This window comes from Lactobacillus sp. ESL0260, from assembly GCF_003692935.1.
In the GTDB taxonomy this organism is placed as follows: Bacteria; Bacillota; Bacilli; order Lactobacillales; family Lactobacillaceae; genus Lactobacillus; species Lactobacillus melliventris.
Genome location: NZ_REHO01000013.1, coordinates 104,495 through 127,424, shown reverse-complemented (window position 1 = coordinate 127,424; position 22,930 = coordinate 104,495). Strand labels below are relative to the sequence as shown.

General features: G+C 39.2%; 26 protein-coding genes. 25 read left to right on the top strand and 1 reads right to left on the bottom strand.

Annotated features, from left to right (window positions below; all coding sequences use genetic code 11):
- Positions 1-150 precede the first annotated feature (150 nt).
- The 5 genes from F5ESL0260_RS07035 (at position 151) to F5ESL0260_RS07020 (ending at position 11,050) form a co-directional block, all read left to right on the top strand.
- Positions 151-2,646 carry an ATP-dependent Clp protease ATP-binding subunit gene (locus F5ESL0260_RS07035; RefSeq protein WP_122026355.1) on the top strand — a complete coding sequence of 832 codons (2,496 nt, stop codon included), beginning with the start codon at positions 151-153 and terminating at the stop codon, positions 2,644-2,646.
- A 210-nt stretch (positions 2,647-2,856) separates the two neighbouring features.
- Positions 2,857-6,495: a DNA-directed RNA polymerase subunit beta gene (gene rpoB / locus F5ESL0260_RS07030; protein ID WP_122026354.1), complete on the top strand. Its 3,639-nt coding sequence runs from the start codon at positions 2,857-2,859 to the stop codon at positions 6,493-6,495.
- A gap of 16 nt (positions 6,496-6,511) precedes the next feature.
- Positions 6,512-10,171 (top strand): DNA-directed RNA polymerase subunit beta', encoded by a 3,660-nt coding sequence (rpoC, locus tag F5ESL0260_RS07025; protein ID WP_122026353.1) that lies wholly within the window; start codon positions 6,512-6,514, stop codon positions 10,169-10,171.
- Between the two features lie 118 nt (positions 10,172-10,289).
- Positions 10,290-10,430: a hypothetical protein gene (locus tag F5ESL0260_RS09470; protein ID WP_158593821.1), complete on the top strand. Its 141-nt coding sequence runs from the start codon at positions 10,290-10,292 to the stop codon at positions 10,428-10,430.
- A gap of 107 nt (positions 10,431-10,537) precedes the next feature.
- Positions 10,538-11,050, top strand: coding sequence for an ECF transporter S component (locus F5ESL0260_RS07020; protein ID WP_233557724.1), 513 nt, complete (start codon positions 10,538-10,540; stop codon positions 11,048-11,050).
- A 69-nt stretch (positions 11,051-11,119) separates the two neighbouring features.
- On the opposite strand, the gene F5ESL0260_RS07015 is transcribed toward F5ESL0260_RS07020, so the two are convergent.
- Positions 11,120-11,809, bottom strand: coding sequence for an A24 family peptidase (locus F5ESL0260_RS07015; RefSeq protein WP_122026351.1), 690 nt, complete (start codon positions 11,807-11,809; stop codon positions 11,120-11,122).
- A 183-nt stretch (positions 11,810-11,992) separates the two neighbouring features.
- Here F5ESL0260_RS07015 and rpsL point away from each other — a divergent pair, with 183 nt between their 5' ends.
- From rpsL to rplF, 20 genes are all read left to right on the top strand, one after another.
- On the top strand, positions 11,993-12,400 hold the full coding sequence (gene rpsL, locus F5ESL0260_RS07010; RefSeq protein WP_046325359.1) for a 30S ribosomal protein S12: 408 nt from the start codon (positions 11,993-11,995) through the stop codon (positions 12,398-12,400).
- Positions 12,401-12,413: 13 nt separating this feature from the next.
- Positions 12,414-12,884, top strand: a complete 471-nt coding sequence (gene rpsG / locus F5ESL0260_RS07005; RefSeq protein ID WP_034980476.1) for a 30S ribosomal protein S7 — start codon at positions 12,414-12,416, stop codon at positions 12,882-12,884.
- 24 nt (positions 12,885-12,908) lie between these two features.
- Positions 12,909-15,002, top strand: a complete 2,094-nt coding sequence (fusA, locus tag F5ESL0260_RS07000; protein WP_046325358.1) for an elongation factor G — start codon at positions 12,909-12,911, stop codon at positions 15,000-15,002.
- A gap of 473 nt (positions 15,003-15,475) precedes the next feature.
- A complete protein-coding gene (gene rpsJ, locus F5ESL0260_RS06995; protein ID WP_045928455.1) occupies positions 15,476-15,784 on the top strand; it encodes a 30S ribosomal protein S10 in 309 nt (102 codons plus the stop codon).
- Between the two features lie 24 nt (positions 15,785-15,808).
- Positions 15,809-16,438: a 50S ribosomal protein L3 gene (rplC, locus tag F5ESL0260_RS06990; RefSeq protein WP_122026350.1), complete on the top strand. Its 630-nt coding sequence runs from the start codon at positions 15,809-15,811 to the stop codon at positions 16,436-16,438.
- Positions 16,439-16,452: 14 nt separating this feature from the next.
- Positions 16,453-17,085, top strand: coding sequence for a 50S ribosomal protein L4 (gene rplD, locus F5ESL0260_RS06985; RefSeq protein ID WP_122026349.1), 633 nt, complete (start codon positions 16,453-16,455; stop codon positions 17,083-17,085).
- Entirely contained in the window at positions 17,082-17,393 is a 312-nt protein-coding gene (gene rplW / locus F5ESL0260_RS06980; protein WP_046325355.1) for a 50S ribosomal protein L23, read from the top strand. Before rplD ends, rplW begins: the two co-directional genes overlap by 4 nt.
- Before the next feature lie 15 nt (positions 17,394-17,408).
- Entirely contained in the window at positions 17,409-18,245 is an 837-nt protein-coding gene (gene rplB, locus F5ESL0260_RS06975; RefSeq protein ID WP_034980459.1) for a 50S ribosomal protein L2, read from the top strand.
- Positions 18,246-18,263: 18 nt separating this feature from the next.
- Complete coding sequence (gene rpsS, locus F5ESL0260_RS06970; protein WP_038523755.1) at positions 18,264-18,545, top strand: 30S ribosomal protein S19; 282 nt, start codon at positions 18,264-18,266, stop codon at positions 18,543-18,545.
- Positions 18,546-18,564: 19 nt separating this feature from the next.
- A complete protein-coding gene (gene rplV / locus F5ESL0260_RS06965) occupies positions 18,565-18,918 on the top strand; it encodes a 50S ribosomal protein L22 (RefSeq protein ID WP_034980453.1) in 354 nt (117 codons plus the stop codon).
- 13 nt (positions 18,919-18,931) lie between these two features.
- Positions 18,932-19,603 carry a 30S ribosomal protein S3 gene (gene rpsC, locus F5ESL0260_RS06960; protein ID WP_046325354.1) on the top strand — a complete coding sequence of 224 codons (672 nt, stop codon included), beginning with the start codon at positions 18,932-18,934 and terminating at the stop codon, positions 19,601-19,603.
- A complete protein-coding gene (gene rplP, locus F5ESL0260_RS06955) occupies positions 19,603-20,043 on the top strand; it encodes a 50S ribosomal protein L16 (protein WP_046325353.1) in 441 nt (146 codons plus the stop codon). The genes rpsC and rplP overlap by 1 nt, the downstream gene beginning before the upstream one ends.
- Positions 20,033-20,230, top strand: coding sequence for a 50S ribosomal protein L29 (gene rpmC, locus F5ESL0260_RS06950; protein WP_046325352.1), 198 nt, complete (start codon positions 20,033-20,035; stop codon positions 20,228-20,230). Before rplP ends, rpmC begins: the two co-directional genes overlap by 11 nt.
- Positions 20,231-20,248: 18 nt before the next feature.
- Positions 20,249-20,515, top strand: a complete 267-nt coding sequence (rpsQ, locus tag F5ESL0260_RS06945; RefSeq protein WP_034980439.1) for a 30S ribosomal protein S17 — start codon at positions 20,249-20,251, stop codon at positions 20,513-20,515.
- 32 nt (positions 20,516-20,547) lie between these two features.
- A complete protein-coding gene (gene rplN / locus F5ESL0260_RS06940) occupies positions 20,548-20,916 on the top strand; it encodes a 50S ribosomal protein L14 (RefSeq protein ID WP_034980437.1) in 369 nt (122 codons plus the stop codon).
- Between the two features lie 16 nt (positions 20,917-20,932).
- Entirely contained in the window at positions 20,933-21,196 is a 264-nt protein-coding gene (gene rplX / locus F5ESL0260_RS06935; RefSeq protein ID WP_046325351.1) for a 50S ribosomal protein L24, read from the top strand.
- Positions 21,197-21,210: 14 nt separating this feature from the next.
- The gene (gene rplE / locus F5ESL0260_RS06930) at positions 21,211-21,753 is read left to right on the top strand and encodes a 50S ribosomal protein L5 (protein WP_046325350.1); all 543 of its coding nucleotides are present in this window, start codon (positions 21,211-21,213) and stop codon (positions 21,751-21,753) included.
- A gap of 12 nt (positions 21,754-21,765) precedes the next feature.
- Positions 21,766-21,951, top strand: a complete 186-nt coding sequence (locus F5ESL0260_RS06925) for a type Z 30S ribosomal protein S14 (protein ID WP_034980430.1) — start codon at positions 21,766-21,768, stop codon at positions 21,949-21,951.
- 22 nt (positions 21,952-21,973) lie between these two features.
- Positions 21,974-22,372, top strand: a complete 399-nt coding sequence (gene rpsH, locus F5ESL0260_RS06920; RefSeq protein WP_046325349.1) for a 30S ribosomal protein S8 — start codon at positions 21,974-21,976, stop codon at positions 22,370-22,372.
- 24 nt (positions 22,373-22,396) lie between these two features.
- Positions 22,397-22,927: a 50S ribosomal protein L6 gene (gene rplF, locus F5ESL0260_RS06915; protein WP_034980425.1), complete on the top strand. Its 531-nt coding sequence runs from the start codon at positions 22,397-22,399 to the stop codon at positions 22,925-22,927.
- The last annotated feature ends 3 nt before the right edge of the window (positions 22,928-22,930 follow it).

Here is a 22,930-nt window from a genome sequence, read left to right as displayed (position 1 = left end):
AAAGGAGGATTGGGTCGCGCGAACTGCATCTCTTTGGTATAATAGTTGCAAAGTTTTTTGACATTAATAATTCTGTTGCAAACAGAATATTTTACAAATTCTCAAAAAGGTTTATAGTGTATACACGTCATTTTTAAAGGTGGTGCTATGATGAAAAAATCTTATACGACTAGTGCAAATCAAGTATTAGAAATTGCACGAGAGCAAGCACAGAATTTTCATCATCGTTTGATTGGTACTGAACACGTACTACTTGCGATGGTAATTGAATCTGATGGTGAAGCCGGCAAAAATTTGCGGGCTTGGGGTGCAACACCGAAAGCAATTCGTGAAGAAATTGAACGTTATACAGGTTATGGCTCAGCTGGCAAAACCAGTTACATGCAGATGTCACCACGCCTCAGCATGGTTTTGGCATATGCTGGCACTTTAGCTGAACGAGAAGGTTCTGCTAAAATTAAAACCTGCCATATTTTATTAGGAATGGTTCTCAATGAGCAGATATTGGCTTCTGTGATTTTGCGTAATTTAAACATTGATCTTGATGGTTTGCGTAATGACATCCTGCACAGTTTAGGTGAAGATGAACAAGATATGGATGAAAATGATCAAGAGGATAGCAGTTGGTCAGGTTTTAATGGCTCTGAAGAAAGCACCAGTAGAAATTCTAGCACACCAACTCTTGATCAGGTTTCAGTCAACCTCAACGAGAGGGCTGAAAATGGTGAGATCGATCCAGTCATTGGGCGTGATCGTGAAGTAGCACGAGTGATTGAAATTTTATCTCGGCGTAATAAAAATAATCCTGTGTTGATTGGTGAACCAGGTGTAGGCAAGACGGCAGTGGCAGAAGCCATTGCAAGCGCCATTGTTGCCAAAAAAGTACCGCACGATTTATTAAAGAAGCAAGTGGTCTCACTGGATTTAGGTGGACTTGTTGCTGGTACAAAATATCGTGGTGAATTTGAAGACCGGATGAAAAAAATCATCAAGGAAATTACTGAGAATGGCAATATTATTCTCTTTGTTGATGAAATGCACACTCTCATTGGAGCTGGAGGCGCTGAAGGCTCAATTGATGCTGCAAATATTTTAAAGCCATCTTTAGCTCGAGGCGATATCCAAATGATTGGGGCAACAACTTTTGATGAGTATCAAAAGTATGTCGAAAAGGACCAGGCTTTAGCTCGTCGGTTCCAAATCGTGAGGTTAAATGAACCTTCTCGTGCTGAAACTTTAGCAATTTTGAATGGCTTAAAACCAAAATACGAAAAATTTCATCATGTAAAAATATCTAATTCTGCTTTAGAAAATGCAATTGATCTTTCTAGCCGCTATATTTCTGACCGTTATTTACCAGATAAGGCAATTGATTTAATTGATGAGGCAAGTGCTGCGGTTAAGATTAAGTCAGGTAAAGGTTCTAACAATCAGTTATTGCAACTTAATGATCAAATCGAGAAAGTCATTGGCGAAAAGAATCATGCTGCAGTTAACCAGAATTTTGCTAAAGCTGCACAACTCCAGGAAAGACAAAATAGTTTGCAAAGAAGACAAGATGAATTAACAACAAAGCTTGATGAATCAACTAGTAAAGGTGCTATAGTTCAACCTGAAGATGTTGCTAAAGTAGTTTCTAATTGGACCGGTGTTCCCGTTACCCAAATGAATCGGGATGAAACTAAGCACTTAGCCAATTTGGAAAAAGACTTACATAAGCGCATCATTGGTCAGGACAAAGCAGTTTCTGCTGTCAGCAGGGCGGTCAGGCGAAGTCGCAGCGGTATTAAAGATGAAAATCGACCAATTGGTTCATTCCTATTTTTAGGTCCGACAGGGGTCGGTAAAACTGAGCTAGCAAAAGCAATCGCTGCAGCAATTTTTGGCTCTGAGAACAACTTGATTAGAATTGACATGTCTGAATATATGGATCAAATAGCTAATAGTAAATTGATTGGTTCTGCTCCGGGCTATGTTGGCTATGATGAGGGCGGCCAGTTGACTGAACAGGTTCGCCGCCATCCATATTCAGTAGTATTATTGGATGAAGTTGAAAAAGCTCACCCTGATGTATTCAACTTGTTGCTACAGGTTTTGGAAGATGGCTTTTTAACCGATTCCAAGGGCCGTAAAGTAGACTTTAAAAATACTATTATTATCATGACTTCCAATTTGGGTTCCCGTTCATTATTTGAGACGCAGGCTCTAGGATTTAATGCTGATAATACTAGTCAAACCAAGCTGCGTCAAGATCGCGTTCGGCAAGCACTTAAAGAGTTCTTCAGACCTGAATTCTTAAACAGGATTGATGAAACTATTATTTTTGATGAGCTTAATCAAAAGCAATTACGTCAAATTGTTACGCTTTTAACTCGTAAATTGATTGACCGCTTGCATAAACAAGGAGTTCAACTGAAAATTTCCACAGCTGCTTTGGATAAGATTGCAAAAGATGGTTATAATCCTGAAATGGGAGCAAGACCGCTGCGCCGTGCAATTCAGAAAGATATTGAAGATAAGATTGCTTCAATGCTGATTAAAGGTGACCTTAAGAATGGTGATATTCTTAAAGTTGGGTGCAGTCATAATCACTTAAAATTTGATGTTTTGAAACAAAAAGATAATAATTTAGTCGGCGCAAAGTGAATTAATTGACACACGAATTTTATTTTGTTATAGTAGTGCGTGATTAAAAAGCTGATTTTCAGGATTTTGCTGATCTATTGTCCAGCAAAATAATAATAGACAAAAACGACAAAGGTTGTTTTTGTCTTTTTTATGCATAAATTTCCGGCTTTTTGAAATTGTAATCAAAATGTAATATTAGCTTTCTCTGACAGAAAGGGTGTTTTCTCCTTGTTAAATGGACACGTAGTGAATTTTGGCAAACATCGGACAAGGCGCAGTTTTTCCCGCATTAAAGAAGTGCTGGATCTGCCTAACTTGACAGATGTGCAAACCGAATCATACCAATGGTTTTTGGATGAGGGTATTAAAGACGTTTTTGATGATATTATGCCAATTAGTGACTTTTCAGGTAAGCTTTCCCTGGAATATTTGGGCTATAAACTGCAAAAACCAAAATATACCGTTGATGAAGCACGTGATCATGATGCAACTTATGCTGCACCAATGCACGTTACTTTAAAACTGACCAATCAAAAAACCGGTGAGATTAAGACTCAAGATGTTTTCTTTGGTGATTTACCATTAATGACTGAATCTGGCTCATTTATTATTAATGGTGCTGAAAGGGTCATCGTTTCTCAATTAGTTAGATCACCAAGTGTTTATTATTCTGGTGATTATGACAAGAATGGTCGGCAAATTTTTGGTACTACTGTGATACCAAACCGTGGTGCCTGGCTTGAGTATGAAACTGATGCTAAGAATGTTTCTTACGTTCGCGTTGATCGTACTCGTAAATTGCCACTAACTGTTTTAATCAGGGCACTTGGAATTAGTTCGGATGACGAGATTTTAGACCTCTTTGGTCAGAGTGATACGCTACAATTCACTTTGGATAAAGATGTACATAAGAATCCGGCTGATTCTCGTGTAGCTGAAGCGTTAAAAGATATTTATGAGCGCCTGCGTCCCGGTGAACCAAAAACGACTGACTCTTCACGTTCACTTCTTTATGCACGCTTCTTTGACCCACGTCGCTATGATTTAGCACCCGTTGGTCGATATAAAGTTAATAAGAAGTTATCTTTAAAGAGTCGCTTGTATGGTCAAACTCTGGCAGAAACTTTGGCAGACCCTGATACAGGTGAAATTATCGTTAAAAAGGGTACAGTTGTGACCCATGAAGTGATGGATACTCTAGAAAAGTATCTTGATCGCGATGACTTTAAGATGGTTACTTATCAACCATCCAAAGAGGGCGTTTTACCTGATCCAATTAATGTTCAAGAGATAAAAGTTTACTCCAAGGTAAATCCTGAACGTGTTGTTAAATTAATTTCTAACGGTCATATTGATAAAAAAGTTAAGTATTTAACTCCAGCTGACGTGGTTGCTTCTATTAATTATTTCTTCTTGTTGCAAGATGAAATTGGTAACACTGATGATATTGATCACTTAGGTAACCGTCGTATTCGTCGTGTTGGTGAATTGTTGCAAAACCAGTTTAGAATTGGTTTGGCCCGGATGGAACGTGTTGTTAGAGAAAGAATGTCAATTCAAGACCCTTCAACTGTGACGCCGCAACAATTAATTAATATCAGGCCAATTGTGGCAAGTATTAAAGAGTTCTTTGGTTCATCACAACTGTCACAGTTTATGGACCAGCACAACCCGCTGGGTGAATTAACTCATAAGCGCCGTATGTCTGCTTTGGGGCCTGGTGGTTTAACACGTGATCGTGCTGGATACGAGGTGCGGGATGTTCACTATACTCAATATGGTCGTTTGTGCCCAATTGAGACTCCTGAAGGTCCTAACATTGGTTTGATTAACTCTCTTGCTACATACGCAGTTATTAATAAATATGGCTTTATCGAAACGCCATATCGTCGGGTTTCCTGGACCACACACAAGGTAACTAATAAAATTGATTACCTCACCGCTGATGTTGAGGATAACTACATTATCGCTGGTGCCAATACTCCACTTAATCCGGATGGTTCATTTAAAGATGATCTTGTTTTAGCACGTCATAAGGAAGATAACGTCGAAGTTAGTCCAGATAAAATTGACTACATGGATGTTATTCCTAAACAAGTTGTTTCTGTTGCTTCAGCATGTATTCCGTTTTTGGAAAATGATGACTCTAACCGTGCTTTAATGGGCGCTAACCAGCAAAGACAAGCTGCACCTTTAATTAATCCTCACAGCTGTCTTGTTGGTACTGGAATGGAATATCGTGCAGCACATGATTCCGGTGCAGCAGTTTTGGCTAAAGCCGCTGGTACAGTTGAATATGTCGATGCCAACACTATCAGAGTAAGACGTGCTGACAGTACACTGGATAAGTACACTCTGGAAAAATATCGTCGTTCAAACAATTCGAAATCATACAATCAGACTCCTAACGTTAAGTTAGGCGACAAAGTTGTAAAGGGTGAAGTAATTGCCAATGGACCAACAATGGATCATGGCGAATTGGCTTTGGGTCAAAACCCAGTTATCGCTTTTATGACTTGGAACATGTATAACTACGAAGATGCCATCATGCTTTCTGAACGTCTGGTAAAAGATGATGTTTATACTTCAATCAGTATTGAAGATTATGAATCAGAAGCCCGTGACACTAAACTTGGCCCTGAAGAGATTACACGTGAATTGCCAAACGTTGGTGAGGATGCACTTAAGGATCTCGATGGTCAAGGTATTGTTCGTGTAGGTGCTGAAGTTCATGACGGAGACATTTTAGTAGGAAAAGTTACGCCTAAGGGTGTTACTGAACTATCAGCTGAAGAAAGACTGCTGCATGCCATTTTTGGTGAAAAAGCTCGTGAAGTGCGTGATACCTCATTACGTGTTCCTCACGGTGGTGGCGGTATTGTCCGTGATGTTAAAGTTTATACTAGAGAAAATGGTGATGAACTATCTCCTGGTGTTAATACTTTAGTCCGGGTCTACATTGCACAAAAGAGAAAGATTCAAGTCGGCGATAAAATGTCTGGTCGTCACGGTAACAAAGGTACTGTTGCCGCAGTTGTACCAGAAGAAGATATGCCATATTTACCAGATGGTACTCCAGTTGATATTTGTTTAAACCCAATGGGTGTTCCTTCACGTATGAATATTGGTCAGCTTTTGGAATTACACCTTGGCCGTGCTGCAGATAACTTGGGTATTCATGTCGCTACACCAGTATTTGATGGAGCAAGTGAAGACGATGTTTGGGATACTGTTCATAAGGCCGGTATTGATAAAGATGGTAAAACAGTTCTTTATGATGGCCGTACCGGTGAGCCTTTCCACAACCGGGTTTCTGTTGGTATCATGCACTATCTGAAGTTGACCCACATGGTTGACGACAAGATTCACGCACGTTCAATTGGGCCTTACTCATTAGTAACGCAACAACCTCTTGGTGGTAAAGCACAGTTTGGTGGACAGCGTTTTGGTGAAATGGAAGTTTGGGCTCTGGAAGCTTATGGTGCAGCATATACTTTGCAGGAAATTTTGACTTATAAATCAGATGATGTTGTTGGCCGTGTCAAAGCTTATGAAGCTATTGTCAAGGGTGAAAGAATTCCAAAACCAGGTGTTCCTGAATCATTCCGTGTCCTAGTTAAAGAATTGCAATCTTTAGGATTGGATATTCGCGTTCTTGACATGAATCATAAAGAAATCGAATTGCGTGATATGGATGATGATTCAAATGAGCATTTGAACATTGATACTCTTTCAAAGATGGCTGAAGAGCAACAAAAGAAGAAGTTGGCCGCAGAAACTGCAGATTCTGAAGATAATGAAGAAGCAGCAGAGGAATTGGATACCCCTGTAGATCAGTCTGACGATGATAATAAGATTTCTCAATAAGTAGGAGGTTAAACTTTTGATCGACGTAAATAAATTTGAAAGCATGCAAATTGGCCTTGCATCTCCGAATAAAATTCGCAGCTGGTCATACGGTGAAGTTAAAAAACCAGAAACTATTAATTACCGTACTTTAAAGCCGGAAAAAGATGGTTTGTTTGATGAACGAATTTTCGGACCGACTAAGGATTGGTCATGTGCATGTGGTAAATATAAAGGTGTGAGATACCGCGGGATCGTCTGTGATCGTTGTGGTGTTGAAGTTACCTCCTCTAAAGTTAGAAGAGAACGAATGGGTCATATTGAATTGGCCGCACCAGTTACTCATATTTGGTATTTTAAAGGGATTCCATCAAGAATGGGACTCATTTTGGATATTTCTCCGAGACTCCTTGAAGAAGTTATCTATTTTGCGGCTTATATTGTAATTGATCCTGGTGATACCGATCTAGAATTTAAACAACTTTTAACAGAGGCAGAATACCGGGAACAGAAAGAAAAATACGGTAATCGCTTTACGGCCAAAATGGGTGCTGAAGCAATTCGTGATTTGTTACGTAAAGTTGATTTAAATAAGGAAGTTACCGATTTAAAGAAAGAACTGGAAACTGCTACTGGTCAAAAACGTACCCGTGCTATCAGAAGACTTGATATTCTGGACGCGTTTAAAGATTCTGGTAATAAACCAGAATGGATGGTTATAGATGCTGTCCCAGTTATACCACCCGACTTGCGCCCGATGGTTCAACTTGAAGGTGGACGTTTTGCGACTTCTGACCTAAATGATTTATACAGAAGAGTAATTAACCGTAACAATCGGTTAAAGAGACTGTTAGATCTAAATGCACCTAATATTATTGTGCAAAACGAAAAACGGATGCTGCAAGAAGCAGTAGATGCGTTAATTGATAATGGCCGCCGTGGACGTTCTGTAGTAGGACCAGGTAACCGCCCGCTGAAATCTTTATCGCATATGCTTAAAGGTAAGCAGGGACGTTTCCGTCAGAACCTGCTTGGTAAACGTGTTGACTATTCCGGTCGTTCCGTTATTGATGTTTCTCCAAAATTGAAATTCTATCAATGTGGTGTTCCGCGTCCGATGGCCTTGGAATTGTTTAAACCATTTGTCATGCATGAGCTTGTTAAGCGTAAGATTGCTACAAATATCAAGAGTGCTAAACGGAAAATTGACCGCGAAGACGATGATGTCTGGGATGTACTTGAGGATGTTATTAAGGAAAGAACGGTATTGTTAAACCGTGCCCCTACTTTGCACCGTTTGAGTATTCAGGCCTTCGAACCAGTTTTGGTACCTGGAAAGTCCATTCGTCTGCACCCACTTGCTTGTGAGGCTTACAACGCTGACTTTGATGGTGACCAGATGGCGATTCACGTGCCTCTGTCAGATGAGGCTGTTGCTGAATCAAGAATGTTAATGCTGGCTGCTCACCATATTCTTGCTCCTAAGGATGGTAAACCAATTGTTACTCCATCACAGGATATCGTTTTGGGTAACTACTGGTTGACTCAGGCTGAAAAGGGTCGCGAAGGTGAAGGAATGATTTTCAATTCACCTGATGAAGCGACAGTTGCTTACACTAACGGTGACATTCATTACCACACTATTATCGGAATGTCTGCTGACTCAATGCCGAAGAAAGCATGGCCTAAAGGTTATGAACATGGTATTTTTGTTACTACATACGGCAGAATCATTTTCAATCAAATTTTCCCAGAAGATTATTTCTACGTTAATGAACCAACTGAAGAAAACTTGAATAATCCTCTTGCTGCCAAGTACTTCTTGGAGCCTGGCGAAGATATTCATGAGAAAATTGACAGCGTGGCAAATGATTTGATTTCTACACCATTTAAGAAGTCCTTCTTGTCTGATTCTATCGCTACAATTTACAAGTATTACAAGGTTCAAAGAACTTCAGAATATCTTGATGATTTGAAGACTTTAGGTTATACCAGTTCAACTACTTCTGGTATTACGATTGGTATGACCGATGTTCCCGAAATTCAGGATAAAGATGAAAAAGTTGCAAAAGCCCACAAACAAGTTGATGTGGTGTCTAAGCAGTTTAGACGCGGTTTAATCACCGAGCAGGAACGTCATGATCGTGTAATTAGCATCTGGAATGATTGTAAGGATCAAGTCCAAGATGAAATTGCTCAGATTTATGATCCACGTAATCCTATTACCATCATGGCCGACTCTGGTGCCCGTGGTAATATTTCAAACTTTACTCAACTTGCTGGTATGCGTGGCTTAATGGCTACTCCAAACGGTGGTTTGTTCGAAATTCCAGTTACTTCCAACTTTAAGGAAGGTTTGTCAGTTCTAGAACTGTTCATGTCAACTCACGGTGCACGTAAAGGTATGACGGATACTGCTTTAAAGACTGCACAATCTGGTTACTTAACTCGGCGGTTAGTCGATGTTGCGCAAGACGTTATTATCCGTGAAGATGATTGTGGTACCGATCGCGGTATTGATGTTCACGCAATCATGGAAGGTGACGAATTAATTGAGCCACTCTACGATCGATTATTGGGACGCTTTACTGCCGAAACGGTTAAAGATCCTAGAACCGGTGCCACAATTATCGGTCGTAACGTTATGATGGATGAAAACTTGGCTCACCAAATTTGCGATGCAGGTGTGACTAACGTAAAGATTAGATCAATCTTAACTTGTGACACGCCACACGGTGTTTGCCGCAAGTGTTATGGTATGAACTTAGCTACAGGTGAAGAAGTTGAAGTTGGTGAAGCAGTTGGTACTGTTGCCGCTCAATCAATTGGTGAACCTGGTACGCAGCTGACTTTACGTACATTTCACAACGGTGGTGTTGCCGGCGCTGAAGATATTACTCAAGGTCTTCCTCGTGTGCAGGAATTGTTTGAAGCTCGTAATCCTAAAGGACGTGCGATAATTTCTGAAGTTGATGGTGTAGTTGATTCAATTCAGGAAAATCCTGCTGAACATACTCGTGAAATCACTGTTAAAGGTAAGATTGATACCAGAAGTTACAGTGTTCCTTATACTGCATCAGTAGCAGTTGCCGAGGGCGATGAAGTTCAACGTGGCGATAAGTTAACTCTTGGTTCAATTGATCCGAAAGAGTTGATTCAAGTTACCGATACTTTAACTACTGAAGAGTACATTCTGGTTGAAGTCCAAAAAGCATATAGAATGCAGGGTGTTGATATTTCTGACAAGCACGTCGAAGTATTAACCAGACAGATGTTACAAAAAGTTCGTGTGCTTGATCCTGGTGAGACCGACTTGTTGCCGGGCGAGATTATGGATATTGGTCAATTTAAAGATCGCAACACATCTGTAATTATTTCTGGTGGTATACCTGCAACTGCCCAAAGTGTAATTCTGGGTATTACCAAAGCTGCCCTTGAAACTAACAGCTTCTTATCAGCTGCTTCATTCCAAGAAACAACTCGTGTCCTAACAGATGCTTCTATTCGCGGCAAGAATGATCCATTACTTGGATTAAAGGAAAATGTTATTATCGGTAAGATCATTCCTGCTGGTACTGGTCTTCCAGTTTATCGTGATATGGAACCTGAGTCAGATGTAAAGAAACCTAAATCTGTTTACTCAATCGCAGACATTGAGAAGAAGATGAAGGAAGCCGATCAGGCTAGAGAATCATAAACTCAATTAATCAAAAAAACTGTTCCGTTAGAAGTTCCTAACGGAGCAGTTTTTGTTTACCCCAAATTTTTACTTTAAAATCTTACCAAATAACATATATGACATTGTCCATAAAATTATGCCAACAACCAAAAAAATACCAAATATTTTTACCAAGTCTAGTATTGATTTAGTTGGGAACCAGCCACTGAATACTAAACAAGGATACACGGTAACCAGCATGATTAGAAAATATGTGATAAAACTGGATCATATTTAATGTTAAGAACACCGTATATATTCTATGATTTGGAATTTTATGAATAATTAGTGATATTATGAATAAAAAATGATATAATCAGAAAAATAATGAGGGGGATATTGAAGTTGAGGGAAAATGATTTTTCTTTAAAGAGACTTGTATTATTAGCATTATTAACTGCGATTAACGTCGTTATTAGTCGAATTTTCATTATTCCTATGCCTTTGACTCACGGTAATATTAATTTATGTGATGCAATTATTTATTTAGTGGCACTTTTGTTTGGTCCTGTAGCTGGAGGTGTAGTTGGTGGTCTTTCCGGATTTTTACTTGATCTTTTGGGTGGATACGGCCAGTTTATGCTCTTTTCTCTTGTTGTCCATGGTTTAGAAGGTTTCTTTGTTGGATTAGTCTTTAGATACTGGAACTTAAAAAATCAAGTAGTTAAGGGAGCTGTTGCCGGAGTTATAGGAGTATTTTTGATGGTTGCCGGGTATTTTGTCACTAACACAGTCCTTTATACTTGGGCAGCTGGCTTTGCCAGTCTTTTTACCAACACAATTCAAGGAGCAGTTGGAGTAGTATTAGCCCTAGTACTGCTGCCAAGTTTTCAGAGCTTGATGGCAAGATACAGTTAACATATGCTTAAAAAAATAATTTTATGGTTTATAGGAGCTGCCATCTTATTTTATTTAAGATGCAGCTTTTTATTTACATAAAAGTTGAATGATTAATCCAATATAAATGAAGGGAATAAATGCTACAGGTTCATTTTTGCTTACTTCACCACCAATAAAAAAGCTAAGTAAAATAATTGAGGCAGTTAAAAAAGTTAAATTGGCAAATTTAGGGTCAAAACAAAAAGTTAAGATAAGGTAGATCAATAAATCTCCCTTGCCAATTTTATGTTTTATTGTTTCATAAAGAAAAAGTAAAAAAATGGGACAAAACTCAACTAAATCTGTAATATTGATTTGCTCAAAGGTTTTAATTATACGCAAAGCTGAAATAAAAAAGGCAGGAACAACGAAAGCAATATCGAACTCTTTTGACTGATAGTCACTGATAGCAGCTAGAAGTATGTTAAACAAAATAATTGCTGTGATTGCATCATGAGGATTACTAAAATCGATCTTAAGGAAAGCAGCCCCTCCTAAAAATTCTGTTACAAAATATTCAGCAGGAATCTGAACTTTGCAATAACGACACCGACCTTTGAGTAATAAATAAGAAATCAATGGTATCTCATCAAATATGTTCAGTTGCTGATTGCAGTTCGTGCATTTTGAACGGCTAAAAATAAAGTCTTCTTTTCCAACTCTTTCGACAATAACGCAGGCATGAGAAGCCAGACAGGTTCCAATCAAAAAATTGCTAATTTTAAAAATCAAGTTCATTTCATTACCCCACTAGAACTAAATACGAAAAAACTGATATAAATTTTTTAGCTAATAAAAATAATTTGCATTTTTAATTCAAGCGAGTACAATAGTCATTGTGTATTTTGAAGATTTATCTGGGACCAAAAAAAGAAACTCCTGGATGTGTGAACAAAATAATTTTTTTAGGAGGAAAATTTAATGCCAACCATTAACCAATTGGTAAGAAAAGGTCGTCATACTAAGACGACTAAATCAAAGTCACCTGCTTTAAGCTACGGCTACAACAGTATGAAGAAAGAGCTAGTAGCTAACCCAGCACCTCAAATGCGTGGAGTAGCTACTCGTGTCGGTACCATGACACCAAAGAAGCCAAACTCAGCTTTACGGAAATATGCTCGTGTTCGTCTTTCAAACTTGATCGAAGTAACTGCATACATTCCAGGTGAGGGCCATAATTTACAGGAACACTCAGTTGTTTTAATTCGTGGTGGTCGTGTAAAGGACCTTCCTGGTGTTCGTTATCACATTATCCGTGGTGCGTTAGATACTGCGGGTGTTGATGGTAGAAAACAAGGCCGTTCCAAGTACGGTGCCAAGAAAGATTAAGGAGGAGTAAATAATGCCTAGAAAAGGACACGTTGCTAAAAGAGATATTTTAGCGGATCCAGTATATAATTCAAAGCTCGTAACCAAGTTGATCAACCACTTAATGATTGATGGTAAGAGAGCTAAGGCATCTTCAATCCTTTATGATGCTTTTGACATTGTTAAAGAAAAGACTGGCAAGGAGCCACTCGATGTTTTTGAAGAAGCTATGAACAATATCATGCCAGTTTTGGAAGTTAGAGCACGCCGTATTGGTGGTTCAAACTACCAGATCCCAGTAGAAGTTCGTCCTGAAAGAAGAACTACTCTTGGTTTAAGATGGTTAGTTTCATATGCTCGTTTACGTAATGAACATACTATGGATGAACGCTTAGCTAATGAAATTATCGATGCTTCAAACAATACTGGCTCAGCTGTTAAGAAGCGTGAAGATGTTCACCGTATGGCTGAAGCCAACCGTGCATTTGCACACTATCGTTTCTAATTTTTTAGGGAAAGGAAAAAATCTATGGCTAATAAGCGTGAATTTCCATTAGAAAAAACACGTAACATTGGTATTATGGCCCACATTGATGCGGGTAAGACTACTACTACCGAGCGTATTCTTTATTACACTGGAAAAATCCATAAAATCGGCGAAACCCATGAGGGTGATTCCCAAATGGACTGGATGGATGAAGAAAAAGAACGTGGTATTACCATTACTTCAGCTGCTACTACAGCACAATGGCATGATTACAGAATTAACATTATCGATACCCCAGGACACGTTGACTTCACTATTGAGGTAGAGCGTTCACTTCGAGTACTTGATGGTGCTGTTACTGTTCTTGATGCCCAAGCCGGAGTTGAACCTCAGACTGAAAATGTTTGGCGGCAAGCTGAAACTTACGGAGTTCCTCGAATTGTTTTTGTAAACAAGATGGACAAGATTGGTGCAGATTTTGATAATTCTGTTAAGTCTTTACATGAACGTTTAAATGCCAATGCTCTGGCTGTTCAAATGCCAATTGGTTCTGCAGAAAGCTTTGAGGGTGTTATCGACTTACTCAACATGGTGGCTGATGTTTATGATGAAGATAAACTTGGTTCCAAGTGGGACACTATTCCTGTTCCTGATGAGTATAAAGAAGAAGCAGAAAAGCGTCGCGGTGAGCTAATTGAACAAGTAGCAGACGTTGATGATGATATCATGGAAAAGTATCTTAATGGTGACGAAATTTCCGTTGATGAATTAAAGGCTGCTATTCGTAAAGCTACATTGGATTTGAAGATTTTCCCAGTATTTGCAGGTTCAGCATTCAAGAACAAGGGTGTGCAAATGATGCTTGATGGTGTAGTTGACTATTTACCATCTCCATTAGACGTTAAGCCTTATGTTGCTCACGATCCAAAAACTGGTGAGGAAGTTGAACTAGTTGCTGGAGACGAAAAGCCATTCTCTGCTTTGGCATTTAAGATTGCTACTGACCCATTTGTTGGTCGTTTAACTTATATTCGTGTTTACACTGGTTCACTTGAATCAGGTTCATATGTTTTGAATGCTTCAAAGAATGGCCGTGAACGTGTTGGCCGTTTGTTGCAAATGCATGCCAACTCAAGAAGTGAGATTCCTGAAGTTTTCTCAGGTGATATCGCTGGTGCCATTGGGTTAAAGAACACTACTACTGGTGATTCCTTAACTGATCCTGATCACCCGTTAATTTTGGAAAGCTTGGAAGTTCCAGATCCAGTTATTCAAGTTTCAATTGAGCCAGAATCTAAAGCTGACCGTGATAAGCTTGATGTTGCCTTGCAAAAACTGACTGAAGAGGATCCAACTTTTAGAGCAGAAACAAATGCTGAAACTGGTCAAACTTTGATCTCCGGAATGGGTGAATTGCACCTGCAAATTATGGTTGAACGTATGAAGCGTGAATTCCATGTTGAAGCAAAAATTGGTGAACCACAAGTTGCCTATCGTGAAACCTTTACTAAGCCTGCTAAAGCACAAGGTAAGTTTGTTCGTCAGTCTGGTGGTAAGGGTCAATACGGTGACGTTTGGATTGAATTTACTCCAAATGAAAGAGGAAAAGGTTACGAATTTGAAGACGCCATTGTTGGTGGTGTTGTTCCTCGCGAATTTATTCCAGCCGTTGATGCAGGTCTGCAAGAATCCATGAAAAATGGTATCTTGGCTGGTTACCCGTTGATTGATGTTAAAGCTAAGCTTTATGATGGTAGTTACCACGAAGTCGACTCATCTGAAGCTGCCTTCAAGGTTGCTGCTTCATTGGCATTGAGAAATGCGGCTCCTAAGGCTGGTGCTGTTATCCTTGAGCCTATTATGAAAGTTCAAGTAATCACACCTGAAGACTACTTAGGTGACGTAATGGGTTCCATTACAGCTCGTCGTGGTACTATGGATAACATGCAGGACCGTGCTGGTGCTAAAGTGTTGAATTCAATGGTTCCACTTGCAGAAATGTTTGGCTATGCTACTACTTTGCGTTCTTCAACTCAAGGTCGTGGTACGTTTACAATGGTCTTTGACCACTATTCACCTACACCTAAATCTATCCAAGAAGAAATTATTAAAAAGCGTGGGGGTAACGCAGAATAATTTCTGATAGTTAATGGGGTATAATTTTAAAATTGATATAAGAGCTATTGGTAGATCCAGTAGCTCTTTTTTATGCGCAATGTATTTTAATAATAAACTCTGTCTTTATAGACTAGATCTTGTCATGTCAACCTAACCTTGTTATTTTCACCAAATTGAGCAAAAACATTGCTATAAAATATTCACTGTTGTATTTTAGTTGCTGCTAAAAAATATTACTTTATAAAAGTTAAAATTTTATAATTGCTGATATAAAGTCAAGAAAAATATCCTTTAAGCCTTGATATTCAAGCTTAAAACAGGTATACTATCTTTTGTGTGTCTAGGGCTTTTTCTGCCCTAAAAGCACATTTTGTTGTAAAGCGTTGATACAAAAGGTTGCGGCACACCAGGCTGCATTGCCACAGAGGTAGTGCCGGGAATTTTTGTGGAAGCTAGTCATCTTTTAAAGAAGACGTTGAGGAGGTAATTTAATGGCAAGTCAATCAATTCGTATCAGACTTAAGTCATACGAACATGGTATTCTCGATGAATCAGCTGCTAAAATTGTAGCTACTGCTAAGAGAACCGGAGCTGAAATTTCAGGTCCTGTTCCACTGCCAACAGAAAGGGTATTGTTTACTGTTTTGCGTTCACCACATAAGAACAAAGATTCACGTGAACAATTTGAAATTCGTACGCATAAGCGTTTAATCGATATTTTAAATCCAACACCTAAGACTGTTGACTCTTTAATGAAGCTTGATTTACCAAGCGGTGTTGACATCGAAATTAAACTTTAATTTTTAAAAGAAAGAGGTGTAATCATGACCAAAGGAATCTTAGGAAGAAAAGTTGGTATGACCCAAATCTTCACTAAAGATGGTATCCTTGTGCCTGTAACTGTTGTTGAAGCAACTCCTAACGTTGTTATGCAAGTTAAGACAGTTGAATCTGACGGCTACGAAGCAATTCAATTAGGATACCAAGACAAGCGTGAAGTTTTGAGCAACAAACCAGAAAAAGGTCATGCTGCAAAAGCAAAGACTTCGCCTAAGCGCTTCATACGTGAAATCCGCGGAGTTGAGCTTAAGGACTACGAAGTCGGCTCAGAAGTTACTGTGGACACATTTAAGGAAGGTGACGTAGTTGACGTCACTGGTACTACAAGAGGTCATGGATACCAAGGTAACATTAAACGTTGGGGCCAATCACGTGGACCAGAAACTCACGGTTCAAGATATCACAGAATTCCTGGTTCAATGGGTTCCATCATCAACCGTGTTCCTAAGGGCAAACGCCTGCCAGGACACATGGGAATGAAGAAAGTTACCATTGAAAATTTAGTAATTGAAAAAGTTGTGGCAGATAAGAATGTATTATTAATCAAGGGTAATGTACCTGGTGCTAAGAATTCATTGCTTACTGTTAGATCAGCTGTTAAGAATAATAAATAGGAAGGAGGACTAGAATGGCTAATTTAAAAGTTATCGATCAAAAAGGCAAAGACGCTGGTGAAGTTACTTTAAATGATGATGTATTTGGTATTAAGCCAAATGAAAGCGTAGTTTTTGACGCAATTATCAGACAGAGAGCTGGCAGACGTCAAGGTACCTCAAAGGTCAAAAATAGATCCGCTGTTCGCGGCGGTGGTAAGAAGCCTTGGAAGCAAAAGGGTACTGGACGTGCTCGTCAAGGCTCTATCCGTTCCCCACAATGGCGTGGCGGTGGTGTAGTTTTCGGACCAACTCCACGTTCTTACGCATACTCAATGCCAAGAAAGCAACGGCGCTTGGCTATCAAGTCTGTTCTTTCCCAGAAATTGCTTGATGAAGATTTAGTAGTTTTAGATCAACTGACAATGTCAGCTCCTAAGACCAAAGAATTCAAGTCAATCTTGGACGGCTTAAAAGTTGAAGGCAAAGTTTTAGTTGTTTCTGATGATCAGAATGTTCAATATTCAGCTAGAAACTTGCCAAACGTTAAGGTAATCACTGCTAATGGCTTGAATGTTGAAGATGTTGTTAATTATGACAAATTAGTTTTGACTAAAGAAGCTATTGAAAAGATTGAAAAGAATGTTGAGGGGGCTTCAGCGAAATGAGTGCACATGATATCATTTTAAGACCTGTCATTACTGAAAAGTCAACGAACTTAATGGATGATAAGAAGTACACTTTCAACGTGCTTTTAACTGCAACCAAGACTCAAGTTCGTGATGCTGTTGAAGAAATTTTTGATGTTAAGGTTAAAAAAGTTAATATCATGAATGTTCGTGGTAAGGATAAGCGTGTTGGCCGTTATTCAGGCAAAACCGCTCGTACCCGTAAGGCAATAGTTACCTTAACTGAAGATTCAAACGATATCAAAATTTTCAAAGACGATAGCAACAATAAAGAAGAAAATAAGTAATAGGAGGTCAGTCAATTGGCTATTAAAATTTATAAGCCAACCACAAATGGTCGCCGTAATATGACTACTTCTGACTTTGCTGAAATTACTAAGAGCAAACCAGAACGTACCCTACTTGAGTCACAATCACATACTGCAGGTCGTAACTCTTATGGTCATATTACAAGTAGACACCGTGGCGGTGGACATAAGCAAAAATACCGTATCATCGATTTTAAGCGTAATAAAGACAACGCTAAAGCTGTAGTTAAGGCTATCGAATACGATCCAAACAGAACTGCTAATATTGCACTTCTTCACTACACTGACGGTATTAAAGCTTATATCCTGGCACCAAAAGGTTTAACAGTCGGCGATGTGGTTGAATCTGGTGCTAACGCAGATATTAAACCAGGAAATGCTTTGCCTTTAAAGAACATTCCAACTGGTACTTCAATTCATAATATTGAATTAAGACCTGGCAAAGGCGGTCAGCTTGTTAGAAGTGCTGGAGCCAGCGCTCAAGTTTTGGGTAATGATGGTAAGTACACATTAGTTAAATTACAAAGTGGTGAGGTTCGCAAGATTTTATCAGTTTGTCGTGCAACTATCGGTGTCGTAGGTAATGAACAACATTCATTAATCCAATTAGGTAAAGCTGGACGCAGTCGCTGGTTGGGTAGACGCCCACAGTCTCGTGGTTCCGTAATGAACCCTAACGATCACCCACATGGTGGTGGTGAAGGTAAGGCTCCTGTAGGTCGTCCACAACCGATGACTCCATGGGGCAAGAAAGCTCGTGGTATTAAGACTAGAAATAGTAAGAGAGCCAGCGAGAAATTGATTGTTCGTCACCGTAAGGGTAGCAAATAATAGAAGGAGGGTAATTTAATGAGCCGTAGTATTAAAAAAGGGCCTTTTGCTGATGCATCTTTATTAAAGAAAGTTGATGCACAAGCAGACACAGATAAAAAACAGGTTATTAAAACTTGGTCACGTCGTTCAACTATTTTTCCTTCTTTTGTTGGTTTGACTATAGCTGTTTACGATGGTAGAAAGCATGTTCCAGTATACATTACTGAGGACATGGTTGGTCATAAGTTAGGTGAATTTGTTCCAACGAGAACTTTCCGCGGACACAAGACATCTGACGACAAGGCTACTTCAAAATAGAGAAAGGAGAAACACTTAAATGGCAGAACAAGTTAGTTCAGCTAGGGCAGAGGCAAGAACAGTTCGTATTGCTCCAAGAAAAGCACGTTTAGTCGTTGATTTGATTCGTGGCAAAGACGTGGCTGAAGCATTGGCAATCTTGCAATTTACGCCTAGAGCTGCTTCCCCAATCGTTGAAAAAGTTTTACGCTCAGCAATTGCAAATGCAGAACACAATTACGATCTTGAAAGTGCTAATCTTTATGTGTCTGAAGCATACGTAAACGAGGGAGCTACTTTAAAGAGATTTAGACCACGTGCCAAGGGTATGGCTTCTCCGATTAACAAGAGAACTAGTCATGTAGTTGTAGTAGTGTCAGAAAAGAACGATTAAGGGAGGTATATTAATGGGTCAGAAAATTAACCCAAATGGTTTTCGTCTCGGCGTGATACGTGACTGGGAATCTAAATGGTATGCTGACAGAGGATACAAAGAAACCTTAAATGAAGACCTGCGCATCAGAAAATTCATTGATAAGAAATTAAAGAATGCCTCTGTTTCTACTGTTGAAATTGAACGTGCAGCCAATAGAATCAACGTATCAATCAATACTTCTAAACCAGGTATGGTGATTGGTAAAGGTGGTTCTGAAGTTGAAGCACTGAGAAGAGAATTAAATGCTTTGACTAAAAAGCAGGTTCACGTTAATATTGTTGAAATTAAGAAGCCAGATCTTGATGCTAAATTGGTAGCTGAAAGTATTGCTAGTCAACTTGAAGCTCGTATTGCTTTTAGACGTGCTACGCGTCAAGCAACTCAAAGAACAATGCGTGCCGGTGCTAAAGGAATCAGAGTACAAACTTCTGGTCGTTTAAATGGTGCTGACATGGCAAGAAGAGAATGGCATACAGAAGGACGTGTTCCATTACAAACTTTAAGAGCTGATATTGATTATGCTTGGGTAAATGCTTACACCACCTATGGTGAAATTGGCGTTCAAGTATGGATTAACCGGGGTGAAATCTTACCTTCTAAAAGTAAGAAGCCCGAAAAAGCTGCGAAGGGAGGAAACAAATAATGCCTCTAGTACCAAAAAGGGTAAAACACCGTCGTGAGTTTCGTGGTAAAATGCGTGGTGCCGCTAAGGGTGGTAAAACTATCGCTTTTGGTGAATATGGATTAGAAGCCCTTGAATCCCACTGGATTACTACTCAACAAATCGAAGCTGCTCGTGTTGCGATGACTCGTTATATGAAGCGTGGCGGTAAAGTTTGGATTAGAATTTTCCCTCAAAAGTCTTACACTGCTAAAGGTGTTGGTGTACGTATGGGTTCTGGTAAAGGTGCACCAGCAGGCTGGGTAGCTGTAGTCAAGAGAGAAAAGATCATGTTTGAAATTGGTGGCGTTAACGAAGCAACTGCTCGCGAAGCTTTGAGACTTGCTGCAACTAAGCTTCCAATTAAATGTAAGTTCGTGTCTAGAAGTTCGGAAGTAGGTGGCAATTCTAATGAAGGCTAAGGAAATCAGAGCATTAACCACTGATCAAATGTTAGACAAAGAAAAGCAATACAAAGAAGAACTCTTTAATTTGCGTTTTCAACAAGCAACGGGTCAATTAGAAAATACCGCTCGCCTAAGCAAAGTCCGTAAAAATATTGCTAGAATTAAAACAATTCTTAGTGAAAAAGCATTGGAAAAAGATTAGTGGAAGGGAGTTATTAACTTGAGCGAATCAATCGAAAGAAATCATCGTCACGTATATCAAGGCCAAGTAATTTCTGATAAGAATGACAAAACTATCACTGTAGTTGTTGATACTTATAAGAATCACCCTGTTTACAAGAAGCGTATCAGATATTCAAAGAAATACTACGCACAAGATGATAAAAATGAAGCTAAAGTTGGCGATACTGTTCGTATCATGGAAACTCGTCCATTATCTCGTACAAAGCGCTTTCGTTTAGTTAAAATTGTTAAAAAATCTGTTTAATTTTGCGGATTTAGTGAGGGGAGGATTATATAGTGATTCAAAATGAATCCCGTTTGAAGGTTGCTGATAACTCAGGTGCCAGAGAACTTTTAGTTATTAGAGTCTTAGGTGGATCAAGACGTAAGACCGGTAACATTGGTGATATTGTGGTAGCAACTGTTAAACAAGCAACACCAGGTGGCGTTGTCAAAAAAGGTGACGTTGTCAAGGCCGTCATTGTTAGAACAAAATCAGGCGCCCGTCGTGAAGATGGTTCATACATCAAGTTTGATGAAAATGCTGGAGTAGTTATCAATGCAGATAAGAGCCCACGCGGTACTCGTATCTTTGGGCCTGTTGCACGTGAGCTGCGTGAGCACGACTTTATGAAAATCGTCTCTCTTGCTCCTGAAGTCTTATAATAAGTGAGGTGCACTGATGTTTGTTAAAACTGGTGACAAAGTAAAAGTTATTGCCGGAAAAGACAAAGGTAAAGAAGGCATTGTTTTATCTGTTAATGTTAAAAAGAACCGTGTGGTTGTTAAAGGCGTTAATAAGATTAAGAAACACCAAAAGCCTTCACAGACTAATGCTAATGGTGGTGTAGTTGAATCAGAAGGTTCAATTCACGCATCAAACGTTAAAGTCATTGCAAAGTCTGAAGGCAAAGCAAATGATAATAAAGAAGAAACTAAGAAGTAGAAGGGAGGACACAAATGGCAAATTATTTAGCTCAAGAATATAAAGAAAAAATTGTTCCTGCATTGCAAGAAAAGTTTGATTACAGCTCAGTTATGCAAGTACCAAAGATTGAGAAAATCGTTTTGAACATGGGTGTTGGTGATGCTGTTTCCAACGCTAAAAACTTAGACGAAGCTGTTGAAGAATTAACTTTAATTTCAGGTCAAAAGCCTTTGGTAACAAAAGCCAAAAAGTCAATCGCTAACTTCCGCTTGCGTGAAGGTATGTCTATCGGTGCTAAGGTTACACTTAGAGGAGATAGAATGTATGACTTCTTGTATAAGTTAATCAGTGTTTCACTTCCTCGTGTTCGCGACTTCCGCGGTGTTTCAAGCCGTTCATTTGATGGTCGTGGTAACTACACTTTAGGTATTAAGGAACAATTAATTTTCCCAGAAATTGACTTTGATAAAGTTAATAGAACCAGGGGTTTAGATGTTGTTATCGTTACTACTGCCAATACAGATGAGGAAGCTAGAGAACTTCTAAGTCAATTTGGTATGCCGTTTGCAAAATAATGGAGGACATTAATGGCTAAGACATCACAAAAAATTAGAAATCATCGTCCTGCTAAATTTTCTTCACGTGAATACACTCGTTGCGAGAGATGTGGTCGTCCACGCTCTGTTTATCGTAAGTTTGGCTTATGCCGTATTTGCTTGAAAGATTTAGCTCACAAAGGTCAAATTCCTGGCCTTAAAAAGGCTAGTTGGTAATACGGATAGGAGGATAGCATAAATGGTCATGACAGATCCGATCGCAGATTACTTGACTAGAATTAGAAATGCTAATATGGCAAAACATAATTCAGTTGAAGTTCCTGCATCAAATATTAAAAAATCTATTTCAGAAATTTTGAAACGCGAAGGCTTCATCCGTGATTACGAAGTTACCGATGACAACAAGCAAGGTATGATTAAGATTTTCCTGAAATATGGTCCTGACGGAGAACGTGTCATTTCAGGCTTAAAACGAATTTCTAAGCCAGGTCTTAGAACTTACGTAAGCGCTGAAAATTTACCTAAGGTACTTAATGGCTTAGGTATTGCCATCGTTTCTACTTCTGCTGGTGTAATTACCGACAAGGAAGCAAGACAAAAAGATGTTGGTGGCGAAGTTATCGCCTATGTATGGTAATTCTGACAGAAAGGAGAACAATCAATGAGCCGTATCGGTTTAAAAACAATTGAAGTCCCAGATAGTGTCACTGTTACCAAGAAGGGTGACAATATCACTGTTAAAGGACCTAAAGGTGAATTAACCAGATATTTCGATCCAAAAATCACTTTTAAACAAGAAGATGGTAAAATTAACTTCTCACGTTCTAGTGAAAGCGACAAAGCTCTTCATGGTACCGAGAGAGCTAATTTAGCCTCTATGGTTGAAGGTGTGGTTGATGGATATAAGAAAACTTTAAAGTTAATCGGTGTTGGTTACCGTGCAACAGCACAAGGTAATAAACTCACTTTAAATGTTGGTTACTCACACCCAGTTGTAATGACTGCACCAGAAGGTGTTTCAGTGAAAGCTACTTCAGCTACAGACATTGAAGTAGAAGGAATTTCTAAGCAAAATGTTGGACAATTTGCTGCTGAAATTCGCGATGTACGTCCACCAGAGCCCTACAAAGGTAAAGGTATTCGTTATACTGACGAATATGTACGTCGTAAGGAAGGTAAGACAGGTAAATAGAAA